The organism is Corynebacterium sp. 401_CJEI (genome assembly GCF_001076435.1).
In the GTDB taxonomy this organism is placed as follows: domain Bacteria; phylum Actinomycetota; class Actinomycetes; order Mycobacteriales; family Mycobacteriaceae; genus Corynebacterium; species Corynebacterium jeikeium_D.
In genome coordinates this window covers 52,934-66,025 of sequence record NZ_JVIP01000044.1, presented here as the reverse complement: position 1 = coordinate 66,025, position 13,092 = coordinate 52,934, and the positions used below count along the sequence as shown (strand labels likewise).

10 protein-coding genes are annotated in these 13,092 nt (G+C 58.4%); 7 read left to right on the top strand and 3 right to left on the bottom strand.

Features of this window, described 5'->3' with window-relative positions; all coding sequences use genetic code 11:
• Window positions 1–29: 29 nt before the first annotated feature.
• A complete protein-coding gene (locus ADM64_RS10350; protein ID WP_016422463.1) occupies window positions 30–425 on the bottom strand; it encodes a TIGR02611 family protein in 396 nt (131 codons plus the stop codon).
• Between the two features lie 333 nt (window positions 426–758).
• On the opposite strand from ADM64_RS10350, the gene ADM64_RS10345 reads away from it, so the two are divergent.
• Entirely contained in the window at window positions 759–1,931 is a 1,173-nt protein-coding gene (locus ADM64_RS10345; protein ID WP_049190092.1) for a serine hydrolase, read from the top strand.
• A gap of 128 nt (window positions 1,932–2,059) precedes the next feature.
• Here the strand turns inward: ADM64_RS10345 and glgB are convergent, their stop codons facing one another.
• A complete protein-coding gene (glgB, locus tag ADM64_RS10340; protein ID WP_049172061.1) occupies window positions 2,060–4,255 on the bottom strand; it encodes a 1,4-alpha-glucan branching protein GlgB in 2,196 nt (731 codons plus the stop codon).
• Between the two features lie 180 nt (window positions 4,256–4,435).
• On the bottom strand, window positions 4,436–6,466 hold the full coding sequence (locus tag ADM64_RS10335) for an alpha-1,4-glucan--maltose-1-phosphate maltosyltransferase (RefSeq protein WP_049194095.1): 2,031 nt from the start codon (window positions 6,464–6,466) through the stop codon (window positions 4,436–4,438).
• Window positions 6,467–6,606: 140 nt separating this feature from the next.
• On the opposite strand from ADM64_RS10335, the gene ADM64_RS10330 reads away from it, so the two are divergent.
• The 6 genes from ADM64_RS10330 to ADM64_RS10305 all read left to right on the top strand — a co-directional run bounded on the left by ADM64_RS10330 (window position 6,607) and on the right by ADM64_RS10305 (window position 13,054).
• Window positions 6,607–7,443, top strand: coding sequence for an ABC transporter ATP-binding protein (locus tag ADM64_RS10330; protein ID WP_049194094.1), 837 nt, complete (start codon window positions 6,607–6,609; stop codon window positions 7,441–7,443).
• Between the two features lie 6 nt (window positions 7,444–7,449).
• Window positions 7,450–8,289, top strand: a complete 840-nt coding sequence (locus tag ADM64_RS10325; protein ID WP_049194093.1) for an NUDIX hydrolase — start codon at window positions 7,450–7,452, stop codon at window positions 8,287–8,289.
• 54 nt (window positions 8,290–8,343) lie between these two features.
• Window positions 8,344–9,528, top strand: coding sequence for a THUMP-like domain-containing protein (locus ADM64_RS10320; protein ID WP_049194092.1), 1,185 nt, complete (start codon window positions 8,344–8,346; stop codon window positions 9,526–9,528).
• A 337-nt stretch (window positions 9,529–9,865) separates the two neighbouring features.
• Complete coding sequence (locus tag ADM64_RS10315) at window positions 9,866–10,651, top strand: electron transfer flavoprotein subunit beta/FixA family protein (RefSeq protein ID WP_049194091.1); 786 nt, start codon at window positions 9,866–9,868, stop codon at window positions 10,649–10,651.
• A 54-nt stretch (window positions 10,652–10,705) separates the two neighbouring features.
• Window positions 10,706–11,650: an electron transfer flavoprotein subunit alpha/FixB family protein gene (locus ADM64_RS10310; protein ID WP_016422471.1), complete on the top strand. Its 945-nt coding sequence runs from the start codon at window positions 10,706–10,708 to the stop codon at window positions 11,648–11,650.
• A gap of 252 nt (window positions 11,651–11,902) precedes the next feature.
• Window positions 11,903–13,054 carry a cysteine desulfurase family protein gene (locus ADM64_RS10305; protein ID WP_049194138.1) on the top strand — a complete coding sequence of 384 codons (1,152 nt, stop codon included), beginning with the start codon at window positions 11,903–11,905 and terminating at the stop codon, window positions 13,052–13,054.
• The last annotated feature ends 38 nt before the right edge of the window (window positions 13,055–13,092 follow it).

The window sequence follows — 13,092 nt, the reverse complement described above, 5'->3', positions numbered from 1 at the left end:
TACTAGGAGCCTGGAAAGCGCTCAGGCTCCTAGCTTGAAGCGTCGGTGTATGGCCAGTCATCCGGAGCCATGAAGTAGTAGACGCTGCCCATTACAGCGGCCATAAACGCCATTAGCAACAGGAAAAGTGTTGCTTTCATTGCCACATGACGCTCCGCATACCAGGCGTAAAAGGCGTCCAATTTTGCTGCCAACCAGATGTTCAGGCGACGTGTCGGCGGATGCACCAACGAGAGAATTCCCAGTGCAACAAAGATGCAGAGCCATCCGGGAGCAGGAGTTGGCAAAATGATAATGCCAACAATGAGCAATACGAAGCCTGCGACGAGAAGAACCGGGGAGAGTACCGGCCCATACCAGGTGTTGCGCATATGGGCATGGCGAATCTGCATGCGGTCCATCAAGCGATGTACCTTTTCCTTCATTGCGATTCACTTCCTCCGATTTTCGGTGCCGTGCGCTATTTCTAGCAGCGGTCTCGGACGAGGCATCGTTGAAGCATTAAGCATCAAATGTGCAGCTCAACTGCCTGGGTGCACCGTTGGACATTGATTCTTTTAATCATGTCTATATTTAATCCATTGTTGCACAAAAGCTGCGCCCCAGTGCAACGAGATTTTTCGGAAGGTGGTAATCTTCCAACAGTTCTCAGTGGTTTACAGCAGTTACCACTGCATCTCATCCACCTGTTCACCTCAGACAGTTCATACTGCGCTAGGTGCCTTTGGTCTTCAGTTTTCTGCAGCCAGGAGTTTTGCATGCGACTTCGCCCCAAAGCCCTTCGCGCTACTTCCGCCTCGGTCATTGTTGCGCTTTCGGCCTCGACTCTGTTGGCGGGGTGCACCATCGATGTCCCAAGCACCACCGGGTCCAAGGCCACCACTGCTACCACAAAACCTAATGCTCCAGATAACGGTTGGGATGCTTCCGAGGAAGTCACCTGGTCTGATGCACAGGACGTCCTCGATACTGCGGCTAAGAGTTTCTCCGACAACTATGGCATTGATTTAGGTGTCTATTTGCGTGTCATTGACGGTCCATACAAAGGGCTCACGGCGTCGGTAGGCGAGGATACGAAGGAGTACTCCGCATCGACCATCAAGGCTCCGTTAGTGGTTACTGCGCTGAAGAAATTCGGCGATGACCTAGACAAGACGGTGACGGTCGATTGGGACAATGGTGTTGGCGGAAGCGTGATTGGCCCTGGCCAATACACGCTCGACGGGCTGTTGCAGTACGTGATGCGGTATTCGGACAACACCGCGGCGAATGGGTTGATTGACGCTGTCGGTGGTTTCGACGAGGTCAACAAAACCATCAAGGAAGCCGGTGTTGATGACAAGCGCTACCACCTGGGCAACAAGTTCAACATCCCCAATCCCAGCGGTGATCGGTCCTGGTTTACTCCCTCTCAAGCTGCGCTGTTCATGGCACGTCTCCAGGAAGTGGCCGATGGCACCTCAAAGCACAACTTCATTACCAAGGACACGGCACAAACTGCATTGACCTACCTCACTTACGGTGGTTCGCAGAAGTTTGTGATGTACGTCGGCTCCGCAGTCCAGAAGACCGGTGACACTGCCGAGGGCGTTAATGACCACGGTATTTTGTACACCGCAGCCGGCCCCATCGCTTACGCCATTACGACGCGCTTTGATGAGGTGCCGCTCAATGAGCTTACCGACGGCCTGCTCGGCCAGCTGGGTTCCCAAATAGCCCAGCTTCTGCCGGATTACAATCGCCTTGGTAAGGATGGCAAGCCACTGACTGCTAAGCAGGCTGCGACGTGGAGCGCGGATGAGGATGGCGACGGCATTCCTGATCGTATCGGAACCGACAGCATGGATGGATCCGGGTACATCGATGATTCAGATTCTGCGAATTACAACGAATCTTTGGAACCTGACTGGTTCAATCCGTTCCGTGGATAGGACCTGGATACGCTCCCCAAAACAAAATTGCCCGTGAGTCAGGTTTTCAGGCTGAAACTCAGATCACTGAAAACCGTGCAGCACGGGCAATTCCTATGTGATTGTCTTTTGTTTGGCTGGATTCGGGACTAGCCCTGCCACTTCAGCCAAACGGCGGTGTTGGCCGGCAGCACCAAATCAATCGAGTGAGCCTGGCCGTTCCAACCGTGCTCGACCGCGGTCACAGTACCGTTTTCACCGTAGCCGGAGCCCTCGTAACGCGATGCGTTTGTGTTCAGAATCTCCGTCCATTGGCCACCGCGCGGTACGCCAATCTTGTAGATTTCCTGCGTGGTTCCCGACAGGTTATAGACGCAGGCGACGACCGAGTCATCGGTGCCGTAACGGACAAAGGACACAACATTGTTTGTGGAATCATCCGCGTTAATCCACTGGAAGCCCTCTGGGCGGTCATCCTGGGTGTAGAACGCTGGGTTTTCCTTGTAGATGGCGTTGATGTCCTTAACCAGCAGCTGAATGCCGCGGTGGAATTCGCCGCTCCAACCTTCGAGGTTGTCCCAAGCCACGGACTCATCGTGGTTCCACTCGTGGTTCTGGCCAAGATCCTGACCCTGGAATAGAAGCTGCTTGCCCGGGTGCGCCCACATGAAGGTCAGGAAAGTACGTAGGCCTGCGGCCTTATCCCAATCGCCGCCCGGCATGCGCTCCCACAGCGAGCCCTTGCCGTGCACGACCTCGTCGTGGCTAATCGGCAGAATGAACTCTTCCGAGTAGGCGTAGACCATAGCGAAGGTGAGCTCATGGTGGTGGTAGGAGCGGTAAATCGGCTCCTTGCTGAAGTACTCCAGCGTGTCATTCATCCAGCCCATGTTCCACTTCATAGAGAAGCCCAAGCCACCGTGCTCGGTAGGTGCGGTCACACCCGGCCAAGAAGTAGATTCTTCGGCCACGGTGAGGAAGCCCGGGTTGTGCTTGTGTACCGTGGCGTTGAATTCCTGCAGGAACTGAACAGCATCGAGGTTTTCACGGCCACCGTACTGGTTCGGCAGCCACTCGCCTTCATTGCGGGAGTAGTCCAGGTACAGCATGGAAGCCACTGCGTCGACGCGCAGACCGTCGATGTGGAACTCTTCTGCCCAGTACAGTGCGTTGGCGTAGAGGAAGTTGCGTACCTCGTTGCGGCCGAAGTCGAAAACGTAGGTGCCCCAGTCGCGCTGCTCGCCGCGGCGCCAGTCCGGGTGCTCGTAGCAAGCCGTGCCATCGAAGCGGGCAAGTGCGAACTCGTCCTTCGGGAAGTGCCCCGGAACCCAGTCCATGATGACACCGATGCCAGCGGCGTGGAAGGCATCAACTAGACCGCGGAACTGATCTGGGGTGCCGAAGCGGCTGGTCGGAGCGTAGTAGCCGGAAACCTGATAACCCCAGGAACCGGTGAACGGGTGCTCACATACTGGCATGAACTCCACATGGGTGTAGCCCATGTCGACCACGTAACGCACCAGCTTCTCCGCCATAACCTCGTAGCTCAGGCCCTGCTTCCAGGAACCCAAGTGGACCTCGTAGATAGAGATGGGCTCTTCGGTCCAGTCTGTGTTGGCGCGCTTTTCCATCCACGCTTGGTCGCTCCAGGCGTAGTCGGAGGTCGCAACAATCGACCCGGTAGCCGGTGGGAGCTCAGCAGCACGCGCCATCGGGTCGGCCTTATCGCGACGCTGTCCCTCCGGTGTCGTGATGGCGAACTTGTAGACTTCGCCCTCACCCACACCCGGGATGAACAGCTCCCAGATACCTGCGCCACCCATAGAGCGCATTGGGTACTGCGCGCCGTTCCACATACAGAAGTCACCGACCACGGCGACGCCGCGTGCGTTCGGAGCCCAGACCGTAAACGAGGTGCCTTCGACCGTACCCAGCTCTGTGTCGTAACTGCGAAGGTGAGCACCGAGAACCTTCCACAGTTCCTCATGACGTCCCTCGCCGATTAGGTGTAGGTCACCAGCGCCGATAGTGGGGAGGAAACGGTAGCCGTCGGCACGCTCTACGGTCTCGCCGGAGTCCCACGTAATGCGCAGACGGTAGTCGAAGTCATCGCCGCCGGGGACGAGGGCGGTGAAGAAACCGTCGCCCAGGTTCTCCGCTTCAAACTCGCCGCGCGTGCTGACGACAGTAACTGCCTGAGCGCCGAAGACCCTCGTGCGAATAACCGTGTCACCGTCCACGACGTGTGCGCCGTAGATGCTGTGCGGATCGTGATGGGTGCAGTAGCGCAGGCGATCCATATCGCCGGAATCAATTGCGAGGCGGGGATCTGTGTGGGCTCCCATGGAAGGTCCTTCCGAAGCGTTTCTAGGTAGGTGAATGTGAAGTTGTTGAGTTAAGTTTTAAAGAAATAGAGGGAGGTAGGGGACAGTGGGCTGCTAACTCACCCGCCAGCCTAACGACGAATCGTTGCGACAGTGGTCAGGTCAGCGGCCCACTAACCCCGAAAGTTCCCAGCAAGCGTTCTAGCCCTCGTAGTCGGGGACGTCGCGCCAAGCCAACTTGTGGCGGAGCTTGACATCGATTTCCGGCAGCTTGATGATGTGCGCAACGTTTTCCCACGGTGCCAGGCGGACGTAGTTGTCCTTGCCCCAGTTGAACTGGTTGCCGGTAATCAGGTCAGTGACATCCATGCGGTCGTGGTTGCGGAGCCCGATGCAATCCATGTCGAGGTGCACGGTAGCTTCCTGGGCATTCCACGGATCGAGGTTGAGAACAACGAGGATGGCATCGCCGGTGACCGGATCGAGCTTCGAGTAAGCCAGCAGGTTGTCATTGTCGATGTCGTGGAAGTGCAAGTTGCGCAGCTGCTGCAGAGCAGGGTGCTCCCGACGAATCTTGTTCAGCGTGGCAATGAACGGCTCCAGCGAGTTGCCGGTGGCCAGTGCCTGGTCGTAATCGCGGCTGCGGAGCTGGTACTTCTCGCTGTCGAGGTACTCCTCGGAGCCCTCCTTGACCGGAACGTTTTCAAACAGCTCGAAGCCGGAGTACATGCCCCACAGCGGAGACAGGGTTGAAGCCAGCGCGGCGCGGATGGCGAAGGCGCCACGGCCGCCCTTGACCAGGAAGTCATGCAGAATATCGGGGGTATTGACCCATAGGGATGGGCGAGCGATGTCCGCATGGCGGGTAATCTCCTCGCCGAATTCGGTCAGCTCTTCCTTCGTAGTCTTCCACGGGAAGTAGATGTAGGACTGAGTGAAGCCAGCCTTGGCCAGGCCGTAGAGGCGGGCCGGGGCGGTGAAGGCCTCGGCGAGGAAGATGACCTCCGGGTTGGTTTCGTGAACGGTTTCAATCAGCCATTCCCAGAAGTTGCCCGGCTTGGTGTGGGGGTTATCCACGCGGAAGACCTTGACTCCACGCTTGACCCAAAACTTCACTACACGCAGAACCTCTGCGTACAGGCCCTTGGCATCGTTGTCGAAATTCAGCGGGTAGATGTCCTGGTACTTCTTCGGCGGATTCTCGGCGTAGGCAATGGTGCCGTCCGGCAGCACGGTGAACCACTCCGGGTGAGCCTTAGCCCAGGGGTGGTCCGGTGCACACTGGAGCGCTAGGTCGATAGCGACCTCGAGGTCGCGCTCCTTAGCAGCCTTGATGAATTCCTTGAAGTCCTTTTCGTCACCGAGGCTCGGGTGGATGGCGTCGTGGCCACCTTCTGCGGAGCCGATAGCCCACGGAGATCCGACATCGCCCGGTTCCGGGGTCAGGGTGTTGTTGCGACCCTTGCGATTGATTTCACCGATTGGGTGAATCGGGGGCAGATAGACCGTGTCGAAGCCCATGCGCTGAGCGCGATCAAGCTGTGCAACCGCAGTCTTGAATGTGCCGTGCAGCAGCTCGCCATTTTCGCCGTAACCACCGTTGGAACGGGGGAAGAACTCATACCAAGAGGAGTACAGGGCTTCGCGGCGGTCAACCTTGATCTTGCGGGTCTTTCCGCGGGTCAAAAGGTCGCGCACCGGGTGCGCCTGCAAAATGGCGCGGGTTTCGTCGGAAAGCGCGGCTGCAATGCGGGCGCGAAGATCGCCGTCGCCGCGCAGACCTGCGGCGATGGAGCGTAGGTGGTTGCGGTGGATAGCAGCGGCACCAGCGGCGGCGCGGTCGAAGAGAGCGGCGCCAATTTCTAGATCATTAGCGAGTTCAGCTTCGCTCTGACCCGCCTCGAACTTCTTGGTGATAGCGTTGCGCCACGTTGCCATCGGGTCGGACCAGGCATCAATGCGAATGGTCCACAGCCCGGGAACGTCTGGGACGAAGGTGGCGTTGACCTGATTTGGATCATGGTCAGAAAAGTGCATTGGAATGCGCTGTGAGCGGGAAGCAAAAGCTGATTCCTTCGGTCCCTTGACGTTGAGCGTGGCGTTCATCGCGTCATGGCCTTCTCGCCAAATGACGGCAAAGGTTGGGACGACTTCACCCACTACGGCCTTCGATGGAGTTGCACCACCGTTGATTTGAGGACGGATGTCATCAATACCGATTCGACCAGTCATAAAAGACGTTCTCCTAATTGTCGGCGAGCTAGGTGAAAATCGAAGCAAAACCATCTCGAGTGAACTCGATTTGCTCTCTACCGAGGATAGATGAGAATGTCCAAGCGCACATTTGGGCAAAGTTAGGGCACCATGGATGTGTGGCTGAATTGGAAGAAGACTTTAACGAAGATTTGCTACTCGACTTTCGCGACGTAAACCTCATCCGTGGTGGCCGTACGCTGGTCGGGCCGGTCGATTGGCAAGTAGAACTTGACGAGCGCTGGGTCATCATGGGGCCGAACGGTGCAGGCAAAACTTCTTTGATGCGCATTGCTGCAGCGGAGGAATTCCCGTCTTCAGGGGTGGCCCATGTGATGGGCGAGCAGATTGGGCGCACCGACATGCGTGATTTGCGCACCATGATTGGTTTGACATCATCGTCGATTGCTCACCGCATTCCCAATGACGAAAAGGTCGCGGACCTTGTTATTTCCGCCAGTTACTCCGTCCTGGGGCGCTGGCGTGAGACCTATGAAGAGATGGATTTCGAACAGCTCTCCGAGATTCTCGAGCGCATGGGCGCTGAGCATCTTGCAGACCGCACCTGGGGCACTCTCAGCGAGGGAGAGCGCAAGCGCGTACTCATCGCACGAGCCATGATGGTCAACCCCGAATTGCTGCTTCTCGACGAGCCGGGAGCCGGGCTCGACCTGGGCGGTCGCGAGGACCTGGTCGGTTACTTAGGCGAACTCGCACTCGACCCGGATGCGCCGGCGATGGTGATGATTACGCACCACCCGGAAGAAATTCCGTACGGCTTCACCCATGCGATGCTCCTCGACGAAGGCAATGTCATCGCACAGGGGCTTATTGACGACGTCCTGACCAGCGAGAACCTGACCAGGGCTTTCCACCAGGAAATCGTCGTCGATCGCATCGATGATCGCTACTTTGCGCGCCGGGCACGGCCTGCTGGAAAGCACCGGAAGAAGTAGACGCTCATGGCGGTTCCGACACCTGAAACCCCGAATACGCCCGCGTCGCCGAAACTGGCAGCGACCGTGTTGCTGCTCCGCGACACCCACTGCGGGCTCGAGGTCTACGTTCAAGAACGCGTATCCTCAATGCGCTTTGCGGCCAACATGACCGTGTTTCCTGGCGGTGGAGTAGACCGGCGTGATTTCCCAGCTGTCGCGAATGAGGTCATGGCCGTGACCGGACCGTCGGAAGCCGACCCCGAGTCGCGGATCGCGCAGGCTTTTAACGTCGGTCGCGCGCGGGCGCACGCGCTCACCTGCGCGGCCGTGCGTGAGACCTTTGAGGAAACAGGCACTCTGCTGGTTCGCGATGCTGGCGGTGAGATTGTCGCAGATGGCCACCGCTTCCACCGTCAGCGACGACAGTTGGAAGCCCACGAGTTGTCGTTGACGGATTTCCTTAGCAATGAAAATCTGGCGCTCGATGCCGAACTCGTCAGTCCTTGGGCTAACTGGGTGACACCCGAATCCAACCCCATTCGCTACGACACCTATTTCTTCCTCGCCGCGCTTCCCGACGGTCAAAGGGCCGACGGTGACACCTCTGAGGCATCATCTTCAGGCTGGTTCCGCCCGACTACGATTTTGGATGGATGGCGCCGTGGGCTACTTGGCCTCATGCCTCCGACCTGGGCGCAACTGACTCGCTTGGACGGTGTCAGTACTGTGGCGGAGGCTCTCGAGGCGGCCAGAAACACTCCGGTGCGACGCACCAGTAGTGACTTCCTCGGGGAACCTTTTATGGATGAGTACTTTGCCGTTGCCACCCACATGGGGCATTTGCGCAAAGGTATGAACCGTTAGCCGACTACTCAACCCCCGTTAACCGGCTGATCCCTAGTTGGAAGGAGATAACGAGTGTCCCTGTCCGCTGCAGAGGTGGCCGCTGTTGCTGCTCACCCGAAGTGGCTAGATGAGGCCGACCAGCTCGCGCTCACTAAAAAGTCTCTGATTGCAGACTCCGCGCATCTACGCCAACACTGTGGCGAGTTTGGTCGCGCGGTCATTGAGGTCGCGGCAGCTCGGCGTTCGGCGGTCAGCAAACTGCCAGGGGACTGGATCTTCTCTTCCGAAGCAGCGCAACAGGCCACGCCCTTTGTCGTCGCGATGGCTCGCGCCCGTAGGCTTGCGCATCTCGGTGTCGAAGCAGTGGCCGATGTGACCTGCTCCATCGGTACTGAAGTGGCAGCAATTGACCACCTGGGCCTGACCGTTGTCGGGTCTGATCTCGACCTTGCACGGCTGGCCATGGCGCGGCATAACGTCGGCAAGAACATTTTCGCGCAGGCCGATGCTTTGCAACCGGCCTTTGACGCACCCGTCATTGTCGCTGACCCTGCACGCCGCTCCGGGGGCCGCAGGATCACCAACCCGGAGGACTTGCTCCCGTCGCTGCCGGCGCTCATAGCCGCCTGGCCCGACAAAGAACTAGCTATCAAATGTGCGCCGGGCCTCGACTTCAGCGAGTGGAGCGGGGAAGTGGCTGTCACTTCGGTGGACGGTGCGGTCAAGGAGGCGTGTCTATATACGCCGGGGCTGGCCGGAGTTACCGATGGGCAATCCGTAACGCGATCGGCGATGGTTATCCAGACCGTCGATAAGCACAGGCCGTTAGAGTTGTCGGCGGTGGACGTGCAGACCTACGACGACACCATGCCTGACGACGTCGATGTGCGCGCTGCCGGCCGGTACATCATTGATCCGGATGGGGCGATTGTGCGCGCCGGGCTGGTGCGGCATTTTGCGGCGGCGCATGGGCTCTGGCAGCTCGATGAGCGGATTGCGCACGTCAGTGGCGATGTTTTGCCGCAGGGGATTGCCGGGTTCGAAGTTATTGAGCAAGTGGGGTTGAAGCAGGTTCGCAAGGCACTGGCAGCGTTGGATTGCGGATCGGTGGAGATTCTCGTGCGCGGGGTAGACGCCAACCCCGACGCGTTGCGCAAGCAGTGGAAACTTAAGGGCTCCAGGGCATTGGCGGTGGTTGTCACGCGCATCGGACGGAGCGCGACGGCGTTTATCTGTCAGCCCCGGGAGATCGGTTAAGGACCGCTTTACGACGGAAAACTGGTGGGGGTAGCCCGTTGGGGATCGGTGTTTGCTGTCGGCGAATACTGCGGAGATAGCTGCAGTTGATTGCGTACTATTAACGTCTGACATGCGGAAATAGCATGTTGGCGGGCGGGCTGTGCTCGTGGTGTAGAAAAAAATTTAAAAAAATAACGACATTGTTATCTGGATCACCTTCGCATTGGCGATAGGTTCTGTTATCTTCAACACAGACGACCTAGAGCGTGGCCTGGTTCACTTTATTGTGAGGCGGCTTGCGAAGTAAGGTCAGATAAACGTTCACCAGTAATCAACCAGTAAGGACGACAGAAAAATGCCGAACATCGTGGTTCTGGTCAAGCAGGTTCCGGACACCTGGTCCGAGCGTAAGCTCACCGATGACAAGTTTGTCCTCGATCGTGAGTCTGCAGACGCAGTTCTCGACGAAATTAATGAGAACGCTGTTGAGGCTGCCCTGCAGCTGAAGGAAGAGCACGGCGGAAACGTTACCGTCGCAACTGTTGGCCCGGATCGTGCCATCGAGGCACTGCGCAAGGCTCTGTCCATGGGTGCAGACGACGCCGTCATTCTTTCGGACGACGCACTTGAAGGTTCCGACGCTGTTCAGACCGCATGGGCTCTGTCCAACGTCATTGACACCCTCGAAGATGTTGACCTCATCGTCACCGGTAACGCCTCCACCGACGGTGGCACCGCTTCCGTCCCGGCTATCCTCGGTGTCTACCGCGACCTTCCGGTTCTGACTCACCTGCGTTCCGTCGCTATCGACGGTGACTCCATCACCGGTGAGCGCGAGGTCGAAGACGGCATCTACCAGCTCAAGGCATCCCTGCCGGCAGTCGTTTCCGTCACTGAGAAGGCTAATAGCCCGCGCTTCGCATCCTTCAAGGGCATCATGGCCGCTAAGAAGAAGCCGGTCACCGAGCTGACTCTGGACGATGTTGCTGCTGAGGCAGAGCAGGTTGGTCTCGAAAACGCTGCTACCGGTGTCACTGGCTCCACTCCGAAGCCGGCTAAGACCGCTGGTGAGCGCATTAACGATGAGGGAGACGGCGGCGCCAAGCTGGCCGAGTACCTCAAGGCCCAGAAGTTCATCTAAGGCGCTTGACGCGAATAGAAGACAAATAGAGATACAAGTAGGAGAAAGATCACTATGACCGACGTCCTCGTTCTCGTCGAGCACGCAAATGGCGAGCTGAAGAACACCACCGCTGAACTGCTGACCGCTGCTTCCGCATTCGGCACCCCGGCCGCAGTTGTCGTGGGTACCCCGGGTACCGCTGCTGGCTTCGCAGACACCCTGGCCTCCTACGGCGCTGGCGAGATTCTCGCTGCTGAGTCCGACGATGCCGACAAGTACCTGATCACCCCTGAGGTTGACGTTCTCGTCGGCCTGGCCTCCGAGCGTGAGGTTCCGGTGCTGGTTTCCGCTTCCGCAACCGGCAAGGAAATCGCTGGCCGCGTCGCTGCGCTGACCGGTTCCGGTCTGCTGTCCGACGTTGTTGCTATCAACGATGACGCTTCCGTTAAGTACTCCATCTTCGGTGGCGAGTACATCGTCGACGGTGTCGGCTACGGCGCATCCCCGGTCTACGCTCTGCGTCCGGGCTCCGTTGACCCGGAGGAGAAGTCCGGTTCCGCTGACGTTACCGAGATTGCATTCCCAGAGATCGGCAACAACGCTGTCGAGATCGTTTCCTTCGCACCGGCTGAGGGCGGCGACCGTCCGGAGCTGACCGAGGCTAAGCTGGTTGTTTCCGGTGGCCGCGGTGTCGCATCCGAGGATGGCTTCAAGAACGTTGTTGAGCCGCTGGCAGACGTTCTCGGCGCAGCTGTTGGTGCTTCCCGTGCTGCTGTTGACGCTGGCTACTACCCGGGTCAGTTCCAGGTTGGCCAGACCGGTAAGACCGTTTCCCCGGACCTCTACGTTGCTCTGGGTATTTCCGGTGCTATCCAGCACAAGGCAGGTATGCAGACCTCCAAGACCATCGTTGTGGTCAACAAGGACGAAGAGGCTCCGCTGTTCGAGATTGCTGACTTCGGTGTCGTCGGTGACCTGTTCGACGTTGTCCCGCAGGCTATCGAGAACCTGAAGTAATACGCACTTGCCTTAAGGCTGCTAGTTGCGTAAGGCTGCTGGCCGAGAGTCAACTCGGCTAGCAACTACCCGCTCGGGGTGGGCACAGATTTCCTGTCTGTTCCCGCCCCGAGCATTTTTTGGTCCTACTCATCTGTTCGTGCAGACAGTGAGGTTTAACTATGGCGGATAGTGAGCATAAGGCGCACGCAGCGTTATACTGCCTGCATGCTTAATGACCACATCGTTGCCGCTCCGGACGAGAAGAGTGAAATGAAGTCTGCTGCGAAGACCCGTTACTTTGTGGATCATGCCGCGACTACACCATTGCGCCCAGAAGCGCGCACGGCAATGGTCGAGAACCTAGGTCTGGCCAACCCCTCGGGGCAGTACGCCACCGCACGCATTGCGAAAAAGGTTCTGGAAGAGTCCCGAGAAGAAATTGCAGAGCTGCTCAGTGCCGATCCCATCGAGGTAGTTTTTACTTCCGGTGGAACTGAGGCCGACAATCTAGCGATTTCAGGCCTGTACTTCAAGGCCTCTGGCTCGGACATTGTGGTTCCACCAATCGAGCACGATGCAGTGTTGAAGACATGCCACCATCTGGAAAAGGAACACTGGGCCAAGATTGTTGAGGCTCCTGTAGGTGCTGATGGTCGCGTTGACATGGTGCAGTTCCCGGAGATGAGTCGGCAGAACACCGCGCTGGTGACGTGCATGTGGGCGAACAATGAGACCGGCACCATCCAGCCGGTGGAGGAGATTGCCAAGCGGGCGAAGGATGCTCGCGTGCCTTTCCATATCGATGCTGTGCAGGCAGCCGGACATCTGCCCATTGATTTCCACGCAAGTGGCGCCACTACAATGGCCATCTCCGCGCACAAGTTCGGCGGTCCCCGTGGGATTGGGGCGCTGCTTGTTCGTCGTGAAGCGAAACTTACCCCGCATAACAACGGCGGCGGGCAGGAACGCGGACTGCGTTCGGGCACGCAGGACGTGGCGTCGGCGGCGGGCATGGCGGCAGGACTGCGCGCGGCGGTGGACACGATGGCGGCGGACGATGAGCGAATCCGCGGTCTGACGCAGCAGCTCATCAGGGCAATCATGCACATCGACGGTGCGATTATCCACACCAGCGAGCTCGCTTTGCCGGGGCATGTCTACGCCAGCTTCCCGGGCGCGGAGGCCGATAGTTTGATCATGCTGTTCGATGCGGCGGGAATTGACTGTTCTACGGGATCGGCATGTAGCGCGGGCGTTAATCGTCCCTCGCACGTGCTGATGGCGATGGGCGTTTCGGAGCCGGAAGCGCGGTCGTCGATTCGTTTTACGCTGGGGTACACCTCGACGCAGGCGGATGTCGACGCCGTCATTTCGGCGCTGCCGGAAACGGTCGAGCGGGCGCGGCGTGCTGGCATGGCTTAGTTTTTGCCCCGTGGTGGTACGGTGACACGTGCACAAAA